The following is a 25,464-nucleotide window of genomic DNA, read 5'->3' as shown; positions in this document are numbered from 1 at the left end:
CAACTCTCTTTCGGACGGTCTATCATCCATCGTAAACAAAAAGAGAGAGCAGCCCCATGCTTAAATATTGGTAAGGCTGCATGGACGGATTTGCCGTAAACAGGTTGACAGAGTATGATAGAAGCACGATTGGAGTGAAGGAAGCATGAGCAAATCCAAAGGCGGAGGCACCGGCCGGGGTACGGGCAAGAAGGGCTGGAACCGCTGGCAAGCCGGCGCCAAGCGCGCCGCAAGCAAACCGAAGCCATATGTGAGCAAAGGGCTGCAGAAAAAAGCGGAAGAGGCCAAGACGGCGCGGCTTGCCGCCAAAGCCGAAGCAAACAACCCGGGCAGCAGCTAAGCACAGCCTCAGCACATTTCGGAAGCATTTCGAAAAAAGCTGGGGTTTTTCTTTTGCCCTCCTCCAGCCGATCCGGAAAGGAATGATCCCAATGGAATCCAGCGTAAGCTGTCCTTGGTGCGGAAACGACATGCGGCTTGAACAGCGCGTATGCCCCTCTTGCCTGCATGAGGTGCTGCCTTGGCATTTGGAAGGCATCGATGAAGACGGAGCACCGGAGCGGAATACCCTTTTGGCGGATGCAGACCTGTTGTCTGCAGAAGAGTCGGGAGACACGGCGAATGACAGCGGGGCGGCCCATGCAGGCACGCTGTCCGTGGATGAGATCGCAAGCATGACGCTGGAAGAGCTGCTGGCTGCGAGCTTCATATGCGGCCGCTGCGGCAGCCGCGAATGCTCGGTCAATGAAGCGGCGATGAACGGGACAGGTCTGAGCCGGCTGTTCGATTTCGATTACATCCACCTGATGTACACAAGCTGTGAGGAGTGCGGGAAAGTCGAGTGGTACGACTCCGAGGTGCTGCGAAGAAAAACGCCGGAGGAGATGTCGAGATTGCTCGCCAAGCTTTTTTCCGACAAGAACAAAGGAGTGACGGGAATGAACCGGCGGAGGTTTCATGAATATGGATTGAAGGTCGGCAGGATGAAAACGGGACCTCTCAACAGCATCGCGGATGTCCCGGGAGTGAGCGCGGGCCATGTCACGCTGCTGTCCGAAGGAGATGATCAGCCGGTCGTACGGACGGGAGTCACCGCTATTCTGCCGCATCAAGGAAATCTGTTCCGGGAGAAGGCCGCTGCGGCATCCTATGTCATCAACGGCTTCGGCAAAACGGCCGGGCTTATCCAGGTCGACGAGCTCGGCACGCTGGAGGGACCGGTCATGCTGACCAATACGTTCGGCGTGTCCGCTGCGGCTGAAGGCGCGCTGCGCTACATGATGGAGCAGGATGACGGAATCGGCGGAGAGGCCGGCTCCATCAACATCGTAACGGGCGAATGCAACGACAGTTATTTGAACGACATGCGCGGCCTGCATGTCCGGCCGGAACATGCGGTTGAAGCGATTCGTCTGGCCAAGGAAGCCTGGGAGCAGAGGAGACCGGTCGGAGAAGGCGCCGTCGGAGCCGGCACCGGCATGGTGTGCTTTGGCTGGAAGGGAGGAATCGGGACCTCTTCGCGAGCCGTCGCTGCGGCGGGCCGCGAATACCATATCGGCGTTCTCGTCTTGACCAACTTCGGCAGCGGCGTCGACCTCTCCATTCTGGGCGAGCCAATCGGACAGCTTCTGGCCAGGAACGAGGCTGACGACCGCAAGGAGGACGGCTCGGTCATCATCGTGGTTGCGACCGATCTGCCGCTCGATTCGCGGCAGCTGAAGCGGGTGGCGAAGCGCGCTGCCTTCGGGCTGGGACGGACCGGCTCGATCGCCCACCACGGCAGCGGCGATATCGTCATCGCCTTCAGCAACGGCATGCTGACGCCCCATGATCCGGAGCAGGATTTGCTTGCCGTGCAAGTCGTCCGCGAAGACGGACCGCTCATCTCCGAATGCTTCCGTGCCGCAGCGGATGCGACGGAGGAAGCGGTCTACAGCTCCTTGTTCGCAGGGACAGATATGAGCGGAAGATCGGGAAGAGAGGTCCATGCGTTTCCCGTCGATAGGGTTATCGGCCGGTTTGAAGCCCGCAGCGCCTTCTGACCGTTCTTGTCCCCGCATAGGCATGAGGCCATACGGGAAAGGACAGCCTAACGGTGCTGTCCTTTTTGGTGTGGAGATCGAGATGGCGATAGGAGATCGGGTTGATTCACCGCTCTCTTCTGCGATCGCCGGTTCTGCATTCCTGCCGGCTTTCAAGCCCATTCCCTAAAAAGGACATATGTCCTTTTCAAATGTATCCCGGATATTGTGTAATGAGGGAGAAAGCGACGAGTACACGAGGGGAAGATACCGATGAAGGGAATTCTGTTCGCCGCAGCAGCGGGCATGTTCATTACGCTGCAGGGAGTAGCCAATTCGAGGATCGGCGCCGCGATCGGCACCTGGCAGGCGGCTGCGCTGACACAGCTGACGGGCTTCGTCGCGGCGCTGCTGCTGCTCGGCCTCTTCCGCCGATCGGCAGGCACTGGACTTCGCGGGGTCAAACCGCTTTACTTGACCGGAGGAGCGATGGGAGCCGTCATCGTCTTCAGCAACGTACAGGCGATCCATGCCATCGGCATTACGATTGCGGCAGCCGTGCTGCTCATCGCGCAGCTCAGCTTGACCTTCCTTATCGACGGCAGAGGCTGGTTCGGCGTCGTGAAGCAAACGATGAGCCTACCCCAGTTTCTCGGCATCGCCATGATGATCAGCGGCGTCCTGATCCTGAGGGTATAATGAAAGGACTAAGCATGACGATGGAAGGCGGGAAGGACAACGGAATGAAGCATGAACATCCCGACCGGCAGCTGCTGGATAAATACTTGAAGCTTCATGGCCTCGAAGACGTCTTCGGCAAGCCGCTGCTGCCGCATCTCACCTTGCGCCGGTTCGACCAAGGCGAATTGATCTGCAGCCAGGGAGATGCCGCCGACAGCGTGTATGTGCTGGTTAAGGGCAAGGTGAAGATCTTCACGACCTCCGAAGAGGGGAAGTCGCTTATTCTTTCCTTCAAAACGCCGCTGGAAGTAATCGGAGATCTCGAATATGTGCAGAAAGCGGATTTTCTGAATACGGTCGAAGCGGTATCGCCCGTCGCCATGATTGGCGTCCATCACCGCTGGCTTGCCCTGCATGGAGACGATCACCCGCCGTTTCTGCGGTTCCTTCTTGATATCCTCACCAAAAAGTTTTATGCGAAGTCGAATTCCTTGAGCTTCAATCTGATGTACCCGGTGGAGATCAGGCTTGCCAGCTATCTGCTCTCGGTATCGTACGACGAGACCGATCCGTTGTTCCAGGGGGAGCTTCGGGCTTCCATGCTGAGAGATGCCGCCAATCTGATTGGAACGAGCTACCGGCATGTGAACCGGGTGTTGAAGCAGTTTGCCGCGGATGGATGCATCCGGCGCTCCAAAGGCGTGATCTCCATCCTGGATCGAGGGAAGCTCGAGGCGCTCGCCAGCCGCAACTTGTATGAAAGGAGCTGACTCAAGATGATGACGGGAATATCATTGTCGATTCTGGCCGGCTGCCTGCTCAGCCTGCAAAATATATTCAACAGCAAAGTCAGCGAAAAAACCGGCACCTGGGTGACGACGGCGCTTGTTCTCGGCCTCGGCTTCGCGGCCTCCTTGACGCTGGGCCTGCTGTTTCAGGGAACCAGGATGTTCCGTCTCGGGAATATGGAAGCCTGGTTCGCCTTCAGCGGACTGCTCGGAGTCGGCGTTGTCGTCTGCATGGTTCAGGGGATCAAGCATCTGGGTCCAACCTATGGCGTTCTCGTCGCTCTCAGCTCCCAGCTGATTCTGGCGCTCATGCTGGATTCGCTCGGATGGCTCGGACTGGAAAAGGTGGATTTCACGATGAAGCAGCTCATCGGAGTGCTTGTCGTCATCGGAGGAGCCGCCGTATTCAAGCTGTCGGGCAACAAGCGGAACGCTCGCGGCGCCGTTCGCGAACATGCTGATATGGAGGGCTTAAAGTGAAAGCATACAAAACGCTGCTTTTCGATGTGGATGACACCTTGCTCGATTTTGGAGCCGCCGAAAGGATGGCTCTGAGCCTCTTGTGCTCCGAGCACGGCCTTGCGCTGGATGAAGAGCTCCATTTCCGCTACAAGGAGATCAACGGCAGCCTGTGGAGGGCATTCGAAGAAGGAAAGCTCTCCCGGGATGAAGTCGTGAACACGAGGTACTCGCTGCTGTTCAAGGAATATGGCCGGGAAGTGGACGGCGTCGCCGTGGAAGCGCAGTACCGCAAGCTTCTGGAGCAAGGCCATGACGAGGTCAAGGGCGCCTTGGCCTTGATCACCGCTCTCGAGCCCCGATACGACCTGTTCATCGTCACGAACGGAGTTTCCGCTACTCAGCACAAGCGGCTGCAGGCATCCGGGCTGTTCCCGATGTTCCGCAACGTATTCGTCTCCGAGGACACCGGGTTCCAGAAGCCGATGAAGGCCTTTTTCGATTATGTGTTCGAGCGCATTCCCGGCTTCGTTCCCGACGAGGCCTTAATCATTGGAGATTCGCTCAGCGCGGACATCAAGGGGGGACAGAATGCCGGCCTGGATACTTGCTGGTTCAATCCGGACGGCAAGCCGGCCGGCTCCGGCATCGTACCGACGTACGACATCCGCGAGCTGGATGAGCTGTACGGCCTGCTCGGCGTGGACAAGCCGTTCTGAAGCTCCGGAGCCGTTTTTTACCGATAGCGGCATTGCCCCGGCCGCCTGCTATCGCCTATACTGGTGGTAAAGGGAGGCTGGTAGCGATGGCAAATCACATTGCCGGGAATAGCTTCACCCATGCAGAGCCTGTTTAAGGGGCGATTCTTTGCATGGGGCTATTGAGGAAGGAACGAATACCAATCGCCCGATCGATCGTTTCCATAAATGGGCTTTGCACCTTATTTGCTTGAATCCAAAAAATAAGGGGCTGAAAAGCGATGGGCCAACCATTTATTCGAAACCATGAATTCAATCTTATTCAAAAACAAGTCAAGCTTCTGCAAAATACTTGTACGACCGTCTCCGATCCGAAGGTGGTGGAGTCGGTGCGGATGAGCGTGCATGCCGTTCTGGATGAAGCTTTCCAGGCTGCCGATTCCGATCAGCGCTTGCTGGTGCTGGGACTGGCGGAACTCAGCTCTCCGCAGCAATTCGCGCAAGGTGTGGAGGCGCTTGAGCACTACCGCTTGAGTTTCCCAGCCGTTACTGAAGGACAGCTGAAAAAGCTGTTCCCAAAAGCGAAAAAGCTCAAAGTGCCCGATTTGGACAAGATCGATTTCCGGAAAGTCACGTATCTCGGATGGACCGATATCGGCAGCGGCAAGATGTTCCTCGTGCATGAGCTGGACGGCAAGCCGGCCGGAATCGAAGGCAGGTTCTCGCCGGCAGGCACGAAAAAGAATACGTGCTTCCTATGCCGTGGCCACGGCGAGGTCGCGCTGTTCACGGCGGTGACCAAGCATCGGCCGCTGCATGCCTCGCCCGATTATTACAAGGCCATCGGCAACTATATGTGCCTGAGCAGCGACAGCTGCAATGCCCGGCTGACGGATTCGGCAGTGCTGGACCAATTTTTCCGGGAGGTGCTGACCAAATAATTCGCTGCACCCGTAGGGCATGTCCTTGCGGGTCTTCTACATGGTGCCGATCATTTTGGGATAGACGAAAGCGCGCGAGACAGTTAAGTGGGATATTAAGAAAAACAACCTTAGTCCGGTGCATCACCGTACTAGGGCTGTTTAAAGTTGATATAACTTATTTATTTTAACTTGTTTTATTAAATTCCCGTTCTAAATCTTCATCAGTAATCTCTATGTTCCCATAAAGTGAGGCATATGGATAGTAACTGTAATTTTGATCATTCAATTTATACTCAATTTTCGGCCGTATAATAAAAAACATATCTGAGGCGGGTTTTCCTTTAATTTTATTAATCGTTTTCAAAGTTGTTTTTGGGTTGATAGTATAGTTTGATTTTTCAAACTCAACAGATTTTAATTGAATCTTAACGTCTGAAATACTAATTTTTTCATTCGATTTATTGTAGAAGTTTAAACGGTACCCATCGAATTTTGGAAAGACAACTCCATAATCTTTTCCCATTTCTAAAAATTCCTTATTTGATGATTCGGGTTCTATATTAAATATCCAGTTTCCAATTGGAAATGTTATAGGATTACCCTTGGTGAAATTAATAGTTAGCTCATGAACTTCTTCTTTACCTATTTCCGGAAAGCTTAAGTTTAGTTCTATATTAGATATTGAATATTTTTTTGAAGGATTTGATTCATAGAATTTATAATTTTTAATTTTAACAAGTTTGTCTTTACCAAATTGAATCGAAGTTACATTCTCGGGTTTTATGACACTTTTTGAATTTCTTGTGTTTAAATATGAAATTGATAATGGATACTCAGAATCTTTTTCTGCATAGAAAGACGCGTTGTATTGTATAAAATGGGGCTTTTCCGTTACTTTATCTGAACACCCATTTATGATGACTGAAATTGTTCCTAATAACATAATAAAGAAAAATTTTTTAATGAGGGCCATTTTCTTCTCCAATCTTACGTATATAGACTCATCATCCGAATTTGGTTGACGAGTCTATATTACGATATTGCGATCTAATGATTACTTATAACTAACTAATAGATATGTTTGTGGAGTGGGTTCAATATATGTTGTGTATTCCCAAGGACCATAAATAATTTCTGAACAAATAGTAGTACATACTTGGTATTGTTTTTGATAATTAATTGATTGAGTATACACATCAGCTGCAAATGTAAGTTTACTTAACTTGTTTGAGTCGGCGGGTATTGTGGTCCCAAGTGCGTAAGTTTGGGAAACCTGTGCTGTTAGACCAAATTGTGCTTTAATTGCATCCGTTGCATCTGCTGTTACGGATGTTGAAAAGCTTAAGCTTGCGGTATTTGTCTTGGTCCATGTATAGCTACTTGCATTGCTCCAGGAATCAGACAAGTACCTAATTAAATATTTCGAGTTATAATATTTGGGTCCAAGAGCATTCATATCCCAGTATGTGAAGGTGTAGTTTGGTGTTATTTCTGGTTTACCCTTCGGTTCTTCTTTGTCAATTTTTCCAGTAAAGGAATATGCCGGGCCGGTAGTCGTTCCATCAGGAGAATTCCCGATTGTCACCTGATCTGCGGCTGAAACATGAGGCATATTTAAAAAAGATAAAGTCAATACACCCGTCGCCAAAACTTTTCCAATAAATAAATTTTTCATTAGAACCTTAAAGTGTGTAGCATGGAAACTAATAGATCCATGCTCGCTTCTTATTATATAATACAATTTATGGAATAACACTGATTTTATGTAATTAATATTCAAAAAGGTTATATATACCTATATAATGTGAAATAAAGGCCTTTAATTTCAGTTTTACGGTACTATAGACCTATCAATAATTTATGTCTGATCCATTAATGAGGTGAGGAAGAGGACAAGGTGCATAATAAGGCCATTTTACATTGATAAGCATAGAATGAGAAAGGAATATAATCAGATTTGAAGAATACCTAGGTAATCAATTAAAGAGTCTAAAACCATCATTTATTATAAATAATGATTGAGCCTACGAAGAAAAGGTCATTACATTAATTATGTTCACAGAAAACCCCGTTGAAAATAAATTCATTAATTTGTTTTATACGACACTAAGGTTTATCTTTATTATGGCAACCACGGGCAATCTGTTGAACGTTTCAATACAACATTTCCTACTATAACTCAATTAGGCAAAGCGTATAATAAATCAATTATAATTATCAGCAATCGGCTGTTAATACGGTAAAGGTAGTCTCATAAATAATGGCCTGTTCTATGCAACCGACAGATGCGTTTAAATCGCAATGCGATCTAAATGTGAGTCAAATGATAAATGAAGAAGGACAAAGTACGGAATAAGAATATTGCTCTTGCATTTTTGGAGTGTTGAACGAATCAAAATTTTTTCGATAGAAATAGATAAAGGAAGTGGACTCATGTTCATCCGCGAGCTTGAAGAACGCGACAATGCCGCCATAGCGTCGATCATCCGCCAATGCCTGATCGAGTTCGGAGGGAACCGGGAAGGACTAGCCTGGGCGGACAAGAGCTTGGACAATCTGAGCGGTTATTACGATGCCCCGGGGCGCAAGTATTGGGTCATTGAAAACGAAGGGACTATCGAAGGCGGATGCGGCATCGCTCCATTCGCGGATTCCAACGAGGTGTGCGAGCTGCAAAAGATGTATCTACTGCCCGGCGCAAGAGGCTCCGGCATGGCGGCGAAGCTCATGGAGGCCGCGCTGGACTTCGCAAGCGTCCATTATGAACGCTGTTATCTCGAGACGCTGACCTCGATGAAGGCGGCCGCACGCTTTTACGAAAAGCATGGCTTCACCGGGCTGGAAGCGCCTCTAGAAGGCTCGGAGCACTATGCCTGCGATGCCTGGTACATCAAGGAATTGCAGCCGTTGAAGTCGTAATGCCCGTCCTTCCAAAAACAACAACTAGCAAAGCAAGCTGAAGCCGAAAAAGGGGCTTTCCCATCCGTCATGAACATGACTGGGAAAGCCCCTTTGCTTATTTATAGACTCGGGTTACCCGTGCATCTCTGCAGAACCTGCTCGATTCCTCAGCCCGATGCCGGCAAAAACTGCGAGGCTGACGAACGTAACGATCGCGCAATAGAGGAACACCGTCTGCATTCCGGCGGCTTCGCTGGCGAATCCGCCCGCGTAGCTGCCGATAATCCGGGCCGCGCCGAGATTGAGCAGGGCGTTCAGCGTCTGCCCGCTCGCGCGCAGCTCCTGCGGCACTTCCTTGTTGATGAAGACGGACATCGTCACCGAGACGACGATGAAGATCATGCCGTGCAGAGCTTGCACGGGCAGGATGGCAAGCGGATTGTCGATCAACCCGAACAGCAGCCAGCGAACGGCTGCGGCTCCTGATGCAACAAGCAGAATGGATGAAATGCTGAACCGGCTGAACAGCCGGGACGACAGAAGCAGGAACGGCACCTCGCTCAGCGCCGAGATGACCATCGACCAGCCCAGCAAGCCGTTGTCTGCGCCCAGCTCCTTGTAGTATAGGGGGAAGAACGCATAATAGTATCCCAGCGTGACGTTGACGGCGAAGCAGATGCCGAGATAAAGGACGAGCTTGCGGTTTTTGAACAGCTCCCAGATCCGCATCCGCCGGCCTGCGAACTGATGGCCTCCGATCGTCGGATAGCGGAGCAGCAAAAGCAGGGAGACCAGCATGACGGCCGCATAGACCGGGAACATGCTGTCGACATGCGACTTGGCATAAGAGCCGAATACAATCGACATCAGCGCGAAGCCAAGCGTTCCTCCGAGCCGGATGATGCCGTAGCTGGATGCCTGGCTGCCGAGCGCTTCGAGCGTAATGGCGTCGCCGATGGCCCCGGTCGACGTCTGGAACAAGGTGAAGACGCCGATCAAAATCATCAGGTAGACGAAGGCATCCGAAAGCGGGTACAGCAGCATTGAGACGCCGCTGCCGATCAGCAGAATCTGCAGCACCCGGTTTTTGGTGCGGGACTTGTCGCTGACCGACCCCCACATCGGCTGCGCCAGGACGGCGATGAACGGCCCGATGCTGAGCAGGGTGCCGATCTGGGAGGCCGAGAAGCCCTTGTCCTGGAAATAGACCGGAATGAAGGTGCTGTAAAGGGCGTTCCCCATGAAAAGAATGAAGTAAAACGAGAAGAACAATGCGACGGAACGGTTCATATCAGGATTCCTTGACGTAAGTTCTCCATGCATGCTTCGGCTGCCAGCCGAGCAGCTTCTTCGCCTTGGCATTGCTGAACAAAGTCTCATGGCCGTCCAGCGGGTGGCGGACATCCTTCACATTCGGGTAGCGGGCGGCGAGAAGCTCCCGGCTCGGAATGGCGCTGCTCGTATCGTCGGCCGCCAGATTGAGCGCGACCGATCCCAATCCGTCTGTCTCGACAGCCAGGCGGCAGGCTTCGGCGATGTCCCGGGCATCGATATAGCTCCACATGATCGTCTCCCGCTGTTCCGGATCATGGATGAAGGAAGGGAAATCGGCGTAGCGCTCCGGAATGATGACGTTGCCGATGCGCATGGATACGACCTGCATCCCGGTGCGCCGGTGGAACATGTCCGCCGTCTGCTCGTTGACGACCTTGGAGAGGCCGTAGCTGTCCTGCGGCAGCTGCGGATGCTCCTCGTCGATCGGCACATAGGCCGGTTCGAGCCTGTTGACGGCAAATACGATGCCGTAGGAGGACTCGCTGGAGGCGATGACCGCCTTGGCGATGCCCAGGCCGGCAGCCGCTTCCAGAACGTTGTATGTCGATACGACGTTGTTCTCGAAGGTGACTTCAGGCGTCCGGATATGGGCGGCCGGGATCGCGGCCAGATGCACGACGGCATCGGCCCCGGCGAGAACGCTGTAAACCTCGCCAAGGTTGGTGAGATCCGCGATCAGGGTAGGGCAGATATGTTCCTTGGGACGGACAGCATCGACGTTGAGCACGTCGTAGCCTTGATCGACAAAATGCCGCAGCACATGCTGACCCAGCATTCCGCTGCCACCGGTAATGACCACTTTCGGCATGATGATACCTCCTGAACGGTAACGATAGAATGAGTTAAAAACGCTTGCAAAGCTTGTCTTCATTATAGGCATTGGTAGCCGATTCCGATAGTAGTGAAGAAGTTTTACGTTAAGTATCACTGGTATACCTACTATACTTTTATGTATCGGATCCATCCTGGCATCGGATTTAAGAAAAACCTTATCTTTTGCCGAGCGTGGCTTAAGCTTTCTCTCTTATGCTTATCGGACAACCGAAGACGAAGGAGAAGCTCATGCCCATGACGATACGAAAAAAAGCGCCGATGCTTATGCTGCTGGCCGCATATCTGTACCTTTTGGTTAAAATCATTCTGTTCAAGTTTGGTCCTGTAGATCTCCGGTTATTGGGGGAGCAGCTGATGCATATCCCAGAGAGGGCGGAATCGATCCGGGGCCGCTTCGCGGCGACGGCGAACCTGACGCCTTTCCAATCCATCCGTCAAAATCTGCATCATCTTCAAAGCAGCCATCAATTCATCAACTTCACCGGCAATATCGCCCTATTCATCCCGCTGGGCTGGTTTGCCCGGCAGGAGACGAGACTGAACGCTCTCGGAGCGGCCGTCATGTCGGCAGCGGCAAGCTTGCTGCTGGAAAGCTCCCAGGCTCTGTTCATGATGGGAACCTTCGATGTGGACGACATCATCCTGAACGGATTTGGAGGGCTGCTCGGCTACGCGGTCTTGGCGGCGGCTGCTTCGCTCGGACGGAAGCGGCCTGCCGGGAAATCGACGCTGGCCGGTCCGGAAGGCAGCGCCGGCTGAATTCCGAGGAGAAGAGGAAGCGCTTGATTGCTGCAGACAGCGTCTAACGGTTGAAGATATGTGCCTGAAGGCGGAGCGAGCATGGAAAGCAGGGACTTGAACAAGACAGGGACAGGTACCTGGAGGTGCTCCAGTGACCTGGAAGTGCGGACTTACGGCATCATTCGATAAGCTCCATAATCGGCTTATGACAAGTCAAGGAGCTGAACGAAATTGAAGGAAAGCCAGGACAGCAAACGCAAAGTCGCTCTGGTAACAGGAGCTTCTGGAGTAATTGGCCGCAACCTGATCGAACATCTGGCATCCCTGCCGGACTGGGAAATCATCGGAGTGTCGCGCAGAGGCGGCGAACCGTCGGCCCGTCTCCGCTATATAGCCGCAGACCTGCTCGACCCCGCCGATTCAAGAGAGAAGCTCGGGGGATTGAGCGGCGTCACGCATATCTTCTATGCCGCCTATCAGGACCGGCCGACATGGGCGGAGCTGGTGGAGCCCAATGTGGCGATGCGGATCTCGTCGTAGGAAATCCGTCTCACGATGCCGGAATGCTGAAGCTCCCGCAGCTGCTGGGTCAGCACCTTCTGGGTGATGTCCGGGATGAGCCGGAGCAGCTGGCCGTTTCGTTTCATACCGAAGGTGAGATGAAACAGGATGACGGGCTTCCACTTTCCGCCGATCGCTTCCAGCGCGCCCTCGACAGCCGTACGGAAGACTTTGGGCTCTTGCTTATTCATAACGGTCACCTGCGTTTCGAGAAATGGATATGCCTTCATGCTAACAAAGGTCGCAGGGAAGGACAACAGCCGAAAGACGTCAGGGGGCGGATCCGATGCCGGATCGATGCCGCACCCGAAATCCAGTGACCCTAAATAATGGGAATTTACTTTTATGGAGATAGGTTCATAATAAAATAGCATCCGTTATTAGTTTCCATTTTTCGATAGGGAGGTGCGAAGAGCCTGAAGGGCGAACAACTGAATCCTTTTGAAAGCGCTTCATAATTAAACGGAAGAGGAGGAAATGACATGAAAGCAAAAACGAGAATGAGAACGATTGCGATGCTTGCGATGGCCGTCGTTCTTCTGATCAGCCTGGGAGGTGTCCGCATGCCTTCAGCCCAAGCGGCGCCGACCTGGAACCTGTCCTGGAGCGATGAATTCAACGGAGCGTCCGGCTCCGCGCCGGATGGCAGCAAATGGGGCTATGACATCGGCGGCGGCGGATGGGGCAACAACGAGCTGGAATATTACACGAACAGCCGCAACAACTCCTACCTGGACGGCGGCGGAAATCTGGTCATCAAAGCGATCAAGGAAAACGTCGGCGGCATGTCCTACACTTCCGCCCGCCTGCTGACCAAAGGCAAGTTCAACCAAGCCTACGGCAAATTTGAAGCCCGCATCAAGCTTCCTTACGGCCAAGGCATCTGGCCGGCCTTCTGGATGCTCGGCAACAACATCGACTCTGCCGGCTGGCCGGGCAGCGGCGAGCTCGACATCATGGAGTACCTGGGCCATGACACCAGCACCGTTTACGGAACCGTGCATGGTCCCGGTTACTCCGGCGCCGGAGGCATAAGCAAGGCCTACAAGCTTCCGAGCGGCTCGTTCAAGGACGCCTTCCATGTGTTTGGAGTCGAGTGGGAGCCGACGCAAATCCGCTGGTATGTAGACGGCAATCTGTATCATACGTTCAACAAGAGCCAGCTCGGAGCGGGCCAGACATGGGTGTTCGACCATCCGTTCTTCATGATCATGAACCTCGCTGTCGGCGGCAACTGGCCGGGCAACCCGAACGCTTCGACGGTATTCCCTCAGACGATGACCGTCGATTATGTCCGTGTCTATACGCAAGGAACGTCGACCTCTTCGCCGATCGAAGCCGGAGCCGTCTACAAGCTGATCAACGTCAACAGCAACAAGGCGCTTGATATTTATGCAGCAGGAACCGCAGACGGCACCAATGTCCAGATCTACACGGACAACGGAACCGGAGCCCAGCGCTGGCAAGCAGTCGCGAATGCGGATGGAACGTTCAAGCTGATCAATCCTGCGAGCGGCAAGGCGCTTGACGTCGCTGGGGCGGGGACAGCCGACGGCACGAATGTGCAGATCGCGAATCAGAACGGCAACAACGCTCAGAACTGGAGAATCATCGACAATGGGGACGGCAGCTTCAAGGTCATCGGCGTCGGCAGCAACAAGGCGCTTGATGTCGCCTCGTCGGGAACCGCTGACGGCACCAACGTGCAGATCTGGACCGACAACGGCACGGGTGCGCAGAAGTGGCGCTTCGTGAAGGTATAAGCAGGACAACGAATGCCAGAAAGAACGCTGCGGACTGCGGCGTTCTTTTTTTGTCTGCATAAGCTGAAATTCCGCGCTTGAAGTACGGCAAGAGTCATCCTCGGGCGACTCCATCAGATTGGCGATGAAGAAGCCGGACGCTCTCCTTGTATGCCCGGTATTGTTGAGAGCCATGGAGAGATACACCTTCAAGGCCCGATTGCCGGGAAATTCCGCTACTCCCTGACGCAGAACACGCACAGCCTCGGAATAACGCCTCCAATATCGGTATGTGCTTCCCGGTCCGGTCCTGAGAGTCCTTGCTCCAGAGCCTTTTCATCCTATGGAATGGCCTTGATCACTACCAGATGTCAATCACGCCGGATAGGGAACATTCGCCTATAACAGAGTCGGCATTGCCAACCGCTGCGTATTGATGGAAGATAAAAGGAGGAGCATCATTCGCCGCAGCTTGCGGCGGCCGAGATGGCCAAAGGAGGAGGCAGGTTCATGGGAGAGATGGACGAATCCCGCATTGACGCATTCATGGAGCAGGAGGTCAGGGACGGACATTTGCCGGGAGCCGTGCTTGCTGTAGCCGCCCAGGGACAGCCTGTCCTGAGGAGAGCCTACGGCTGCAGAGCCGTCTATCCGCAAAAGGAAGCCATGGAATGGGACACCGTATTCGATATGGCTTCCTTGACGAAGGTGCTGGCCACGCTGCCGGCCATTCTCAAGCTGGCTGGAGATGGCAGGCTTTCTATCGACGACACGATAGGCGGCCATATCCGCGGGTATGCGGATTACGCCGAGCATCCCATCACGATCCGTCATCTGCTGACCCATACATCCGGCCTTCGAGCCGGACTGCCTATGAAGGAAGTGATGGCGATGAACAGGGAAGAGCTGCTGGAGCGCGTGCGGAGCGAACGTCCGTTGAGCACGCCGGGCAAGGAGGTCGTCTACAGCGATCTCGGCTTCATTCTGCTGCAGCTTATCGCGGAGCAGGCGGCCGGGGAACCGTTTACTTCGTTTTTGGAGAGGGAGATCTACGCTCCTCTGGGGATGAAGGATACGGGGTTTCTTCCGTCATTCGAACCTTCCCGATACGCCTCCACGGAATACTCCGAGGTAGCAGGAGCTTACAAGCGCGGCGTCGTCCATGACGAAAAGGCGGAGCGGATGGGAGGAATAAGCGGGCACGCGGGATTGTTCTCCACCGCGGAGGATGTGCTGAAGTTCGCATCCATGATTCATGCCGGAGGAAGGCATGAAGGAAGGGAGATCTTGGCGGAATCATGGCTGGCAGAAGCTCGGCGGAACCAGACTCCCTTCGCCGGCGAATTCCGCGGCTTGGGCTGGCAGCTGGCCAATCCGGACAGCCCGAATTCCGCAGGAAGCCTGCTGTCGGCGGCATCCTATGGCCATACCGGCTTTACGGGGACGAGCATTTGGTTCGATCCGGAGCGGGAGCTGCAGATCGTCCTGCTGACCAACCGGGTCCATTTCGGCCGCACGGACGCTATTCTGCGGATCCGGCCCCAGCTTCATGATCTGATCTCGTCTTGTTTCTAGAGACGCGGATCCAAAAAAGCGATTTGGAGAGGCCCGATGCCATAGGCATCGAGGCCTTTTGTTTTCCTCCGGCGCCATCGTCGGGAAAAACATAGAATCGCACCTCTTTTCCGTAAGATCGCGACTCCATCATGGGGCAAATCAACCTTTATAATGAGGATGCATGTCCGTGAAAGGAGGATCGCCAACCAATCATCCCAGCAAAGAAGGTGATGGCAGCCCAAGAATTGAAAGCGCTTTGAATTTGGAATATACGGATTTGGCCGACCTGCTGATTCAGTCGTATTCAAGCGATTATGCCGCGAACCAATCGAACCCGAGGAGGACTATAATGCGTATCCGCACTAAATATATGAACTGGATGTTGGTGCTCGTCCTGATCGCCGCCGGCTTCTTCCAGGCTGCCGGCCCCATCGCTCCCGCCACCGCTGCAGGAGGCGCGAATCTGACGCTCGGCAAAACCGTCACCGCCAGCGGCCAGTCGCAGACGTACAGCCCCGACAATGTCAAGGACAGCAATCAGGGAACTTACTGGGAAAGCACGAACAACGCCTTCCCGCAGTGGATCCAAGTCGACCTTGGCGCCAGCACGAGCATCGACCAGATCGTGCTCAAGCTTCCGTCCGGATGGGAGACTCGTACGCAAACGCTCTCGATACAGGGCAGCGCGAACGGCTCGACGTTCACGAACATCGTCGGATCGGCCGGGTATACATTCAATCCATCCGTCGCCGGCAACAGCGTCACGATCAACTTCAGCGCTGCCAGCGCCCGCTACGTCCGCCTGAATTTCACGGCCAATACGGGCTGGCCAGCAGGCCAGCTGTCGGAGCTTGAGATCTACGGAGCGACGGCGCCAACGCCTACTCCCACGCCTACTCCAACACCAACGCCAACACCAACGCCAACCCCTACAGTAACCCCTACGCCTTCGGCCACGCCGACTCCGACTCCTCCGGCAGGCAGCAACATTGCCGTAGGGAAATCGATTACAGCCTCCTCCAGCACGCAGACCTACGTAGCTGCAAATGCAAATGACAACAATACATCCACCTATTGGGAGGGAGGAAGCAACCCGAGCACGCTGACTCTCGATTTCGGTTCCAACCAGAGCATCACTTCCGTCGTCCTCAAGCTGAATCCGGCTTCGGAATGGGGGACTCGCACGCAAACGATCCAAGTTCTTGGAGCGGATCAGAACGGTGGCTCCTTCAGCAATCTCGTCTCTGCCCAGTCCTATACGTTCAATCCCGCAACCGGCAATACGGTGACGATTCCGGTCTCCGCGACGGTCAAGCGCCTCCAGCTGAACATTACGGCGAACTCCGGCGCCCCTGCCGGCCAGATTGCCGAGTTCCAAGTGTTCGGCACGCCAGCGCCTAATCCGGACTTGACCATTACCGGCATGTCCTGGACTCCGTCTTCTCCGGTCGAGAGCGGCGAAATTACGCTGAACGCCGTCGTCAAGAACATCGGAACTGCAGCTGCAGGCGCCACGACGCTCAATTTCTACCTGAACAACGAACTCGCCGGCACCGCTCCGGTAGGCGCTCTTGCGGCAGGAGCTTCTGCAAATGTATCGATCAATGCAGGCGCCAAAGCAGCCGCAACGTATGCGGTAAGCGCCAAAGTCGACGAGAGCAACGCCGTCATCGAGCAGAATGAAGGCAACAACAGCTACTCGAACCCGACTAACCTCGTCGTAGCGCCGGTGTCCAGCTCCGACCTCGTCGCCGTGACGTCATGGTCGCCGGGCACGCCGTCGCAGGGAGCGGCGGTCGCATTTACCGTCGCGCTTAAAAATCAGGGTACGCTGGCTTCCGCCGGCGGAGCCCATCCCGTAACCGTCGTTCTGAAAAACGCTGCCGGAGCGACGCTGCAAACCTTCACGGGCACCTACACAGGTTCCCTGGCAGCAGGCGCATCCGCGAATATCAGCGTGGGCAGCTGGACGGCAGCGAGCGGCACCTATACCGTCTCGACGACGGTAGCCGCTGACGGCAATGAAATTCCGGCCAAGCAAAGCAACAATACGAGCAGCGCGAGCCTCACGGTCTACTCGGCGCGCGGCGCCAGCATGCCGTACAGCCGTTACGACACGGAGGATGCGGTGCTCGGCGGCGGAGCTGTCCTGAGAACGGCGCCGACGTTCGATCAGTCGCTCATCGCTTCCGAAGCATCGGGACAGAAATACGCCGCACTTCCGTCCAACGGCTCCAGCCTGCAGTGGACCGTCCGTCAAGGCCAGGGCGGTGCAGGCGTCACGATGCGCTTCACGATGCCCGACACGAGCGACGGCATGGGCCAGAACGGCTCGCTCGACGTCTATGTCAACGGAACCAAAGCCAAAACGGTGTCGCTGACCTCTTATTACAGCTGGCAGTATTTCTCCGGCGACATGCCGGCTGACGCTCCGGGCGGCGGCAGGCCGCTCTTCCGCTTCGACGAAGTCCACTTCAAGCTGGATACGGCGTTGAAGCCGGGAGACACGATCCGCGTCCAGAAGGGCGGTGACAGCCTGGAGTACGGCGTCGACTTCATCGAGATCGAGCCGATTCCTGCAGCGGTTGCCCGTCCGGCCAACTCGGTGTCCGTCACCGAATACGGCGCTGTCGCCAATGACGGCAAGGATGATCTCGCCGCCTTCAAGGCTGCCGTGACCGCAGCGGTAGCGGCCGGAAAATCCCTCTACATCCCGGAAGGCACCTTCCACCTGAGCAGCATGTGGGAGATCGGCTCGGCCACCAGCATGATCGACAACTTCACGGTCACGGGTGCCGGCATCTGGTATACGAACATCCAGTTCACGAATCCCAATGCATCGGGCGGCGGCATCTCCCTGAGAATCAAAGGAAAGCTTGATTTCAGCAACATCTACATGAACTCCAACCTGCGTTCCCGTTACGGGCAGAACGCCGTCTACAAAGGCTTTATGGACAATTTCGGCACTAATTCGATCATCCATGACGTCTGGGTCGAGCATTTCGAATGCGGCATGTGGGTCGGCGACTACGCCCATACTCCTGCGATCTATGCGAGCGGGCTCGTCGTGGAAAACAGCCGCATCCGCAACAATCTTGCCGACGGCATCAACTTCTCGCAGGGAACGAGCAACTCGATCGTCCGCAACAGCAGCATCCGCAACAACGGCGATGACGGCCTCGCCGTCTGGACGAGCAACACGAACGGCGCTCCGGCCGGCGTGAACAACACCTTCTCCTACAACACGATCGAGAACAACTGGCGCGCGGCGGCCATCGCCTTCTTCGGCGGCAGCGGCCACAAGGCTGACCACAACTACATCATCGACTGTGTCGGCGGCTCCGGCATCCGGATGAATACGGTGTTCCCAGGCTACCACTTCCAGAACAACACCGGCATCACCTTCTCGGATACGACGATCATCAACAGCGGCACCAGCCAGGATCTGTACAACGGCGAGCGCGGGGCGATTGATCTGGAAGCTTCCAACGACGCGATCAAAAACGTCACCTTCACCAACATCGACATCATCAACGCCCAGCGCGACGGCGTTCAGATCGGCTATGGCGGCGGCTTCGAGAACATCGTGTTCAACAACATCACGATCGACGGCACCGGCCGCGACGGGATATCGACATCCCGCTTCTCGGGACCTCATCTTGGCGCAGCCATCTATACGTACACGGGCAACGGCTCGGCGACGTTCAACAACCTGGTGACCCGGAACATCGCCTATGCAGGCGGCAACTACATCCAGAGCGGGTTCAACCTGACGATCAAATAGGCTGCAAAAAAAGGAAGCTCCTCGGAGCTTCCTTTTTTTGCTTGTACGCGGCGGGATGAGGGATAATGGCTTCGAGGAGCGTCGTCATCCGCAATCGATGTGAAAAGGAGAAATATGATGAAGGAGAAATTCAGTCCATCTCTGATTGAAAGAATGGAGAGCGAGGAACGGAAGGAGCAGCTGCCTCCCGGCAGGCTGCTTCAGGCTCTGAGGATCGGGAACGGCATGACGGTGCTGGATATCGGGGCAGGAACGGGCTACTTCTCCTTTCCGGCGGCATCTCTCACAAGCGGGCAAGTTGTCGCGGCCGACCCGCAACCGGAGATGATCGCGTATATGCAGGCCAAAGCGAAGGAAGGGAACCTGCCTCAATTGCGGCCGGTGCTGGCATCCGCAGAACGGCTGCCGCTGCAGGACCGATCCGTCGACCGGGCTATCGCCTCGCTGGTGCTTCACGTGACCGACACGGTCGAACAGCCGATCCGGGAGCTGGCCCGCGTTGTGAAGCCAGGCGGCCTGCTGTTCATCCTCGAATGGTTGAAGAAGCAGGATGAAGCCCGGATTCCGCCTCCGAGCCGTGTCGAGCCGCAGGAGATGGAGGAGATGCTGCTCCGATACGGCTTCAAGGTCATTAGGCTCGATTATCCGACGGATAGGCATTACCGGATGATCGCCGAAAGGGAGATGGAGAAGGGACGGTGAGAGAAGGTCCGTTGTTTCTCTATGCGCATTCGCATACAGGCTCAAATCGTGCATGGCAAGAGCGCAGCACCACCCCGCAGCGGGCTGCCGGGAGGGCGGCACAGCCGTGTGCGAGCAAGCAAAGGTTCCCGATCAAAGAGCCGTGTCGAAGACGCGGCTTCTTCAGGATGTACCGGTGAAACCCGATCGATGTCGGCTGCCTGGCCGTATCATGTTCGGTGCCGGGGGCTTTTTTTGGGCAGTGTCCGGAACCGGCCGCGGACAGCTTCGGCCCAATCATAGCCACGCTATCAAAAAGTTGTCCGCCTCAGGGAATGGTCTAAAGGATGGCCTCACGAATGTCGATATAATACTATCCCAACATGAGAGGTTGCCTATTAGAATGAAAAAATACCGGTTCTTGCCCAAACGAAGTCTGATTCGAACGAGCGTGCTGCTGCTGGCTGTCCTTTTGATCGGGGTGATGAGCCTGACCGCGGCTTTTGCCTATCAGAGCCAGAAAAATGAGTTCCACAACCAGCTGCGCGAATTGGGCAAGGCCATGCACGGTCAAGTACAGCTCAATGCTGGAAAAATCGCGGAAGCATCGGCCGTGCTGAACCGCAAGGAAGCCGCCACGACAGAAGCCTTCAAAGTGCTCAAGGCGCAGCTCGTCGCCATGTCCGCCGAAGATCTCGTCATCAGCAACGCCTATCTGATGCTGCCCGAAGCTTTGGAAGCCGGCGGCAAGCGAACCCTTGTCAATCTGCAGGGAAATACGGATGGCGACGCAATGCAGCCGGGCTCTGTCTACGAGATGTCCGATGTTTTTGAAAATGCCTTCAAGCAGGCGATGAAGGACGGCTACGCGTTGACGGTTCCTTATACCGATTCCGAAGGCGAGTGGGTATCGTATTTGTCTCCGATCAAGGACGGTCAAGGCAAGACGCTCGCCTTGTTCGGCGTCGATTTCCATTACGATGACGTCAAGACAAGCCTGTCCCGGATGTTGTGGAAGGATATTTTGGCCGGAGGCGGATTCACTATTGCTGCGCTCCTGCTCATCATCTATTTCGTGAACCGCACGCTCAAGCCGCTGAGGCAGCTGGCGGAAGTGTCGATGCTGGCGGCGCAAGGCGACCTGACCCAAGAAATTCCGGTCAAAAGCGAAAATGAAATCGGACAGGCAGCCGCAGCCTTCAACCGAATGATCGCCAGCCTGCGGGAGCTGACCGGCAACATCCAGCTGGCAGCGAGGAGCGTGTCCAGCTCCGCCAACCGGCTGCAGGACAGCTCAAGGCAAGCCGTGGAGGCGACGAATGAGATCGCCGCATCGACAGGCCAGGCGGCTGCCGGCTCCGAGCAGCAATTCCAGAGCACGAGAGAATGCCAGACGGCGATGACGGAAATGGCGATCGGTATTCAGCGCATCGCCGAATCCACCTCCATCGTATCGGAGCTCGCCGCCGAAACGTCGGAAAAAGCGGCAGATGGCGAAGGCGATATGGAGCGCGTCGTCGGGCAGATGAGAAAAATCGAAATCGATTTGAACGACACGGCAGCGATCATACGGGAGCTGGAGGAGCACGGGGGCAGAATCGGAGAGATCATGGCGATGATCTCGGAGATCGCGAGCCAGACCAATCTGCTCGCGCTGAACGCTTCGATCGAATCGGCTCGTGCGGGCGAGCATGGCAAGGGCTTCGCGGTCGTCGCCCAGGAAATCCGCAAGCTGGCCGAGCGTTCGGTGTCCTCTTCCAAGCAGATCACGGAGATTTTGTCGGCAATCGGCAGCGGCACGGGCGCGGCGGCGGATTCGCTGGAACGCTCGGCCCATGAAGCGAGGTATGGGACGGAAATCGCCCAGCAGACCGGTCTGACGTTCAGCTCCATCGTAAAGTCGATTCAGGATGTGAACAGCCAGGTGCAGGAGGTATCGGCTTCTTCGGAGCAGATGTCGGCTGGAACCGAGGAGATCGCCGCCTCGCTCGACGAGCTGGAAAGGATCGCGGTTACCGCGGCTAAGCTGTCTGGCAGCATCGCTGCGGCGGCGGAGCAGCAAACCGCGGCCATGGGCGAAGTAGCCGGCTCATCGGAGCAGCTGAAGCAAATGGCGGAAAATATGACCCGAATCGTGAGCAAGTTCAGGATCTGATTTCTTCATCCAGGGAACAGCCTTTTCAGCCGCGCGCCTTGCGCGGCTGTTTTTCTGCTGTCCGCATGGCTAGATTTCGAAGATGCGAGGACTTGGAATCCGCATAAATCTCGATGAAGCGAGGAAAGCGGGCCGTCTCAGGGTATAATAAGGAAATGATGCCAAAATTCGAATTCCAATGGAGATGTTATGAAAGAAACGGATAGCAAGACCAGCTATGGCTGGAACTTCGACAACAGCTACGCCCGCCTGCCGGAGCTCTTTTTTACTCGGCTCGATCCCAAGCCTGTATCTTCCCCGAGCTTGATCGTGCTCAACGAGCGGCTGGCGGCTGCCCTGGGACTGGATCCCGAGGCGCTTCGCGGCGGGCGGGGAGCTGAATTCCTCGCCGGCAATGCCGTTCCGGAAGGAGCGGAGCCGCTGGCCCAAGCCTATGCCGGCCATCAGTTCGGGCATTTCAACAGGCTCGGCGACGGCAGAGCGATCCTGCTCGGAGAACAGATCACTCCTGAGGGTCATCGGATCGATATCCAGCTGAAGGGGTCCGGACCGACGCCTTATTCCCGACGCGGCGACGGCAGGGCGGCTCTGGGGCCGATGCTGAGGGAGCATATCATCAGCGAAGCGATGCACGGACTCGGCATTCCGACGACGCGCAGCCTCGCCGTGACCGCAACGGGAGATGACGTTTATCGCGAATCCGTGCTGCCTGGAGCCGTCCTGACGAGGACGGCTGCCAGCCATCTGCGCGTCGGAACGTTCCAGTATGCCGCTCAGTGGGGGACGATGGACGAGCTCGAGCGTCTGTCCGACTATGCCTTGCAGAGGCATTACGCCGGACTCTGCAGATCGGACGACGCCGGCCGCCATCTCGTCCTGCTCCGGGGGGTCGTCGACCGCCAAGCTGCGCTGATCGCGAAGTGGATGCTCGCCGGCTTCATCCATGGAGTGATGAATACCGACAATATGGCGATCAGCGGGGAAACGATCGATTACGGGCCATGCGCCTTCATGGATGCCTTCGATCCGGCCACCGTGTTCAGCTCCATCGATTCGCAAGGGCGGTACGCCTACGGCAGCCAGCCGCACATCGGGGCATGGAACCTTGCCCGCTTGGCCGAGTCGCTGCTGCCGCTGCTGCATGACGACGAGGAAGAAGCGGTCCGGCTGGCCGAGCATGAGCTCAGAAGATTTTCCGATTCCTATGGCTCGCACTGGCTGAACGGAATGCGCGCCAAGCTGGGTCTGTGCAATGAAGAGCCTGAGGATCAAGAGCTCGTGGACGAGCTGCTGCGGCTGATGAAGGAGGAAAAGGCCGACTATACGAACACTTTCCGCTTCCTGACGACCGGCAAGCGGCTGCAGGGCGATACCCTGTTCGATTCGCAGGCATTCTCGGCCTGGATGGCCAAGCGGCAGGCGAGACTGGACAGGCAGCCGCAGTCGTCCGAGCAGTCCGCCGCTCTGATGCGCGCCAGCAATCCGGCGGTGATTCCGCGCAACCATCGGGTGGAAGAAGCGTTGGCGGCGGCGGAACAAGGAGATCTGAGCGTCATGGAAAAGCTGCTGTCGGCGCTGGAAAGCCCTTACGCCCATCGTCCCGGCCAAGACGAGTTCGCTGTTCCATCCGGACAGACCGCAGCCTCCTACCGGACATTTTGCGGAACCTGATTCCGGCTGCAGGACAGAGTCGAATTTTCGAAACATTACGGGCAGCATCAGCGTATAATCGCTTCAGTTTGGAAATTACAGGAGGAAACGCATACGATGAGCACCGATTCGACGAAAACCGGCTTTTGGCAGCTAGTGAAGAAAGGAAACACTTCGTCAGCGACAGCGGCGATCGGGAATACAGGCCTTGCCGTCGTCAAGGGCATCGCCGCAGCAACGACGGGAAGCGGCGCCATGTTCGCATCCACAATGCATTCCATCGCCGATGCGATCAATCAGGGGTTTGTGTTCGCAGGCAGCGTCCTGGCCGAGAAGAAACCGACCAAGCGCTTTCCGACCGGATTCGGACGAGTCATCAATCTGTTCTGCATGATCGCGGTTCTCGTCGTCACCGTCATGGCGTACGAAACGATCCGCGAAGGCTTTCATCTCCTGGCGCATCCTGTGCATTCGAGCGGCTTCTGGCTCAATCTGATCGTGCTGCTCCTGTCTTTGGCGGTGGACGGATTCGTACTCGTCAAGGCGATGAAGGAGATCATGCATGAAGCCCGGGTTGAAGCCAAGGGAACGGGAATCGTCGCCGCAGCCTTCCGCAACGTAGGCAGGGCCGCGCCTCCGACCCGGCTGGTCTTCTACGAGGATCTCGTCGCCACGACGGGCGCGCTGCTCGCGCTGATCGCGGTCATCGTGACGTCGCTGACGAGCTTCGAGCTGCTGGACGGCATCTCGACCATCCTGATCGGCTTCCTCATGATCGGCGTCGCCTTTCGGGTCGGCTACGACAATATGGTCGGCTTGATCGGCGTGGCCGCGCCTCGGGATGTCGAGGACAAGGTTGCCCGAATCATCCTGGCGCATCCTCAAGTTCTGGACATCTTCCAGATGAGGATTCTTCAGGAAGGCCGTTATTATCATGTCGACGGCACGATCGAGCTGGAGCCCGGCCTTACGCTTGCGAACGCGGACGACATCATCTTCAAGGTCAGGGACAGCCTGCTCAGCGATCCCGATATCGCGGATGTCGCCATCAGCATCATCGAGGATCAAGGCGTCCCCAACTGGAAGTTCGAGACGCAGGAGTAAGCATCGGCAGACTTGGCAGACATGCGGAATTCCCTTCCGCATGTCTTTTTATTTGGCCTGTTGATGCGGTCAAGAACGGTTCCGGCTCCGCCGCCGAATTCATTCCTCCAGCCGAAAATACCGATGGCGGATGAAGCGATAGTTCGATAGTATAGGGATTAAACGTCTTCAGCTCGTTATTTCACGGTTGGAAGGCTAAGTGTCAAACAAATTAAAAGAAGCGGCGGCAGAGCAGCCGTGTCAATGATCTCGGAGGAGTGGGCCTATGGAAGTCAATTTTTGCTCTGCGTGCGGGGATGCCATGGAGACGAGGGATATCAACGGAACGCCTAGAAGGGCCTGCGTTTCGTGCAGCTTCGTTCATTGGGGCCATTACAGCATCGGAGTCGGCGCCTTGGTGGAGCGCGGCGGCAAGCTGCTGCTCGTGCGGCGTGCCCAGGAGCCGGGAAGGGGATACTGGACCAATCCCGGCGGATACGCCGAACAGCTGGAGCAGCTGCATGAGACCGTGCAGCGGGAGGTGCTCGAGGAGGCGGGCATTCATGCCGTCGTCACCGGAATTGCCGCCCTGCGCGATCAGCCGCGGCAAATTCATAATGTGTACGTGGCGTTCTCGATGGACTATGTCGGCGGCGAACCGGTTCCCGATGGCGTGGAGGTCGATGCGGCCGGCTTTTTCAGCCTGGAGGAAATGGCGGAGATGCATGTAGCTCCATTCACGCGCTGGCTCGTCGACGTCGCCCTGAACGGCCGGTCGGACGGCTTGATATCGGATCCCGATCCCATCGTGCCTCTTGCCGGCTACGGATTGTTCCGCATCTGACTCCAAGCGGGAACCGCGCCTCGCCA

At 55.7% G+C, this 25,464-nt stretch carries 21 protein-coding genes and 2 pseudogenes; 18 read left to right on the top strand and 5 right to left on the bottom strand.

Going from position 1 to position 25,464, the window contains the following annotated elements; translation table 11 throughout:
• The first annotated feature begins 145 nt into the window (after positions 1-145).
• The 7 genes from VE23_RS04460 to VE23_RS04430 all read left to right on the top strand — a co-directional run bounded on the left by VE23_RS04460 (position 146) and on the right by VE23_RS04430 (position 5,588).
• Positions 146-340, top strand: coding sequence for a DUF3934 family protein (locus VE23_RS04460; RefSeq protein ID WP_021881569.1), 195 nt, complete (start codon positions 146-148; stop codon positions 338-340).
• A gap of 91 nt (positions 341-431) precedes the next feature.
• Complete coding sequence (locus VE23_RS04455) at positions 432-2,042, top strand: zinc ribbon domain-containing protein (protein WP_198156134.1); 1,611 nt, start codon at positions 432-434, stop codon at positions 2,040-2,042.
• 252 nt (positions 2,043-2,294) lie between these two features.
• Positions 2,295-2,720, top strand: coding sequence for a DMT family transporter (locus VE23_RS04450; RefSeq protein WP_048746210.1), 426 nt, complete (start codon positions 2,295-2,297; stop codon positions 2,718-2,720).
• Between the two features lie 44 nt (positions 2,721-2,764).
• A complete protein-coding gene (locus VE23_RS04445) occupies positions 2,765-3,472 on the top strand; it encodes a Crp/Fnr family transcriptional regulator (RefSeq protein ID WP_049869629.1) in 708 nt (235 codons plus the stop codon).
• Positions 3,473-3,478: 6 nt separating this feature from the next.
• The gene (locus tag VE23_RS04440; RefSeq protein ID WP_021881564.1) at positions 3,479-3,970 is read left to right on the top strand and encodes a DMT family transporter; all 492 of its coding nucleotides are present in this window, start codon (positions 3,479-3,481) and stop codon (positions 3,968-3,970) included.
• Positions 3,967-4,668, top strand: coding sequence for a YjjG family noncanonical pyrimidine nucleotidase (locus VE23_RS04435; protein ID WP_021881563.1), 702 nt, complete (start codon positions 3,967-3,969; stop codon positions 4,666-4,668). The genes VE23_RS04440 and VE23_RS04435 overlap by 4 nt, the downstream gene beginning before the upstream one ends.
• A 260-nt stretch (positions 4,669-4,928) precedes the next feature.
• Positions 4,929-5,588: a FusB/FusC family EF-G-binding protein gene (locus tag VE23_RS04430; protein WP_049867399.1), complete on the top strand. Its 660-nt coding sequence runs from the start codon at positions 4,929-4,931 to the stop codon at positions 5,586-5,588.
• Between the two features lie 166 nt (positions 5,589-5,754).
• On the opposite strand, the gene VE23_RS26350 is transcribed toward VE23_RS04430, so the two are convergent.
• Both VE23_RS26350 and VE23_RS26345 read right to left on the bottom strand, forming a co-directional pair.
• Positions 5,755-6,543 carry a hypothetical protein gene (locus tag VE23_RS26350; RefSeq protein ID WP_157053905.1) on the bottom strand — a complete coding sequence of 263 codons (789 nt, stop codon included), beginning with the start codon at positions 6,541-6,543 and terminating at the stop codon, positions 5,755-5,757.
• 81 nt (positions 6,544-6,624) lie between these two features.
• The gene (locus VE23_RS26345) at positions 6,625-7,350 is read right to left on the bottom strand and encodes a hypothetical protein (protein ID WP_232316802.1); all 726 of its coding nucleotides are present in this window, start codon (positions 7,348-7,350) and stop codon (positions 6,625-6,627) included.
• Positions 7,351-8,003: 653 nt separating this feature from the next.
• On the opposite strand from VE23_RS26345, the gene VE23_RS04420 reads away from it, so the two are divergent.
• Positions 8,004-8,489 (top strand): GNAT family N-acetyltransferase, encoded by a 486-nt coding sequence (locus tag VE23_RS04420; RefSeq protein WP_049867397.1) that lies wholly within the window; start codon positions 8,004-8,006, stop codon positions 8,487-8,489.
• Positions 8,490-8,603: 114 nt separating this feature from the next.
• Here the strand turns inward: VE23_RS04420 and VE23_RS04415 are convergent, their stop codons facing one another.
• Positions 8,604-9,761: an MFS transporter gene (locus tag VE23_RS04415; protein ID WP_049867396.1), complete on the bottom strand. Its 1,158-nt coding sequence runs from the start codon at positions 9,759-9,761 to the stop codon at positions 8,604-8,606.
• A gap of 1 nt (position 9,762) precedes the next feature.
• Positions 9,763-10,614: an NAD-dependent epimerase/dehydratase family protein gene (locus VE23_RS04410; RefSeq protein WP_048744327.1), complete on the bottom strand. Its 852-nt coding sequence runs from the start codon at positions 10,612-10,614 to the stop codon at positions 9,763-9,765.
• A 260-nt stretch (positions 10,615-10,874) separates the two neighbouring features.
• Between VE23_RS04410 and VE23_RS04405 the strand changes: the two genes are divergently transcribed.
• Together VE23_RS04405 and VE23_RS04400 are read left to right on the top strand one after the other, a co-directional pair.
• On the top strand, positions 10,875-11,399 hold the full coding sequence (locus VE23_RS04405; protein ID WP_049867395.1) for a VanZ family protein: 525 nt from the start codon (positions 10,875-10,877) through the stop codon (positions 11,397-11,399).
• 213 nt (positions 11,400-11,612) lie between these two features.
• Positions 11,613-11,912, top strand: a pseudogene (locus tag VE23_RS04400) (NAD-dependent epimerase/dehydratase family protein); the annotation flags it as partial.
• On the opposite strand, the pseudogene VE23_RS25690 reads toward VE23_RS04400, so the two are convergent.
• Positions 11,909-12,133: pseudogene (locus VE23_RS25690) on the bottom strand (winged helix-turn-helix transcriptional regulator); the annotation flags it as partial. The pseudogenes VE23_RS04400 and VE23_RS25690 overlap by 4 nt on opposite strands.
• A gap of 291 nt (positions 12,134-12,424) precedes the next feature.
• Here VE23_RS25690 and VE23_RS04390 point away from each other — a divergent pair.
• The 8 genes from VE23_RS04390 to VE23_RS04355 all read left to right on the top strand — a co-directional run bounded on the left by VE23_RS04390 (position 12,425) and on the right by VE23_RS04355 (position 25,438).
• Positions 12,425-13,705: an RICIN domain-containing protein gene (locus VE23_RS04390; RefSeq protein WP_127505586.1), complete on the top strand. Its 1,281-nt coding sequence runs from the start codon at positions 12,425-12,427 to the stop codon at positions 13,703-13,705.
• 489 nt (positions 13,706-14,194) lie between these two features.
• Positions 14,195-15,259: a serine hydrolase domain-containing protein gene (locus tag VE23_RS04385; protein ID WP_232316800.1), complete on the top strand. Its 1,065-nt coding sequence runs from the start codon at positions 14,195-14,197 to the stop codon at positions 15,257-15,259.
• Positions 15,260-15,590: 331 nt separating this feature from the next.
• Complete coding sequence (locus VE23_RS04380; protein WP_442950534.1) at positions 15,591-19,025, top strand: discoidin domain-containing protein; 3,435 nt, start codon at positions 15,591-15,593, stop codon at positions 19,023-19,025.
• Between the two features lie 114 nt (positions 19,026-19,139).
• Positions 19,140-19,727 (top strand): class I SAM-dependent methyltransferase, encoded by a 588-nt coding sequence (locus VE23_RS04375; RefSeq protein ID WP_232316798.1) that lies wholly within the window; start codon positions 19,140-19,142, stop codon positions 19,725-19,727.
• 382 nt (positions 19,728-20,109) lie between these two features.
• Positions 20,110-21,861: a methyl-accepting chemotaxis protein gene (locus VE23_RS04370; protein WP_048744334.1), complete on the top strand. Its 1,752-nt coding sequence runs from the start codon at positions 20,110-20,112 to the stop codon at positions 21,859-21,861.
• A gap of 189 nt (positions 21,862-22,050) precedes the next feature.
• Complete coding sequence (locus VE23_RS04365; RefSeq protein WP_049867391.1) at positions 22,051-23,532, top strand: protein adenylyltransferase SelO; 1,482 nt, start codon at positions 22,051-22,053, stop codon at positions 23,530-23,532.
• A 96-nt stretch (positions 23,533-23,628) separates the two neighbouring features.
• Positions 23,629-24,615 carry a cation diffusion facilitator family transporter gene (locus tag VE23_RS04360; protein WP_049867390.1) on the top strand — a complete coding sequence of 329 codons (987 nt, stop codon included), beginning with the start codon at positions 23,629-23,631 and terminating at the stop codon, positions 24,613-24,615.
• A 265-nt stretch (positions 24,616-24,880) separates the two neighbouring features.
• Entirely contained in the window at positions 24,881-25,438 is a 558-nt protein-coding gene (locus VE23_RS04355) for an NUDIX hydrolase (RefSeq protein WP_049867389.1), read from the top strand.
• The last annotated feature ends 26 nt before the right edge of the window (positions 25,439-25,464 follow it).

Origin of the sequence: Paenibacillus sp. D9, assembly GCF_001188365.1 — a bacterium.
GTDB lineage: Bacteria > Bacillota > Bacilli > Paenibacillales > Paenibacillaceae > Paenibacillus_O > Paenibacillus_O humicus.
The sequence above is the reverse complement of the archived record's forward strand: the minus strand, read 5'-3'. Positions and strand labels throughout refer to the sequence as shown.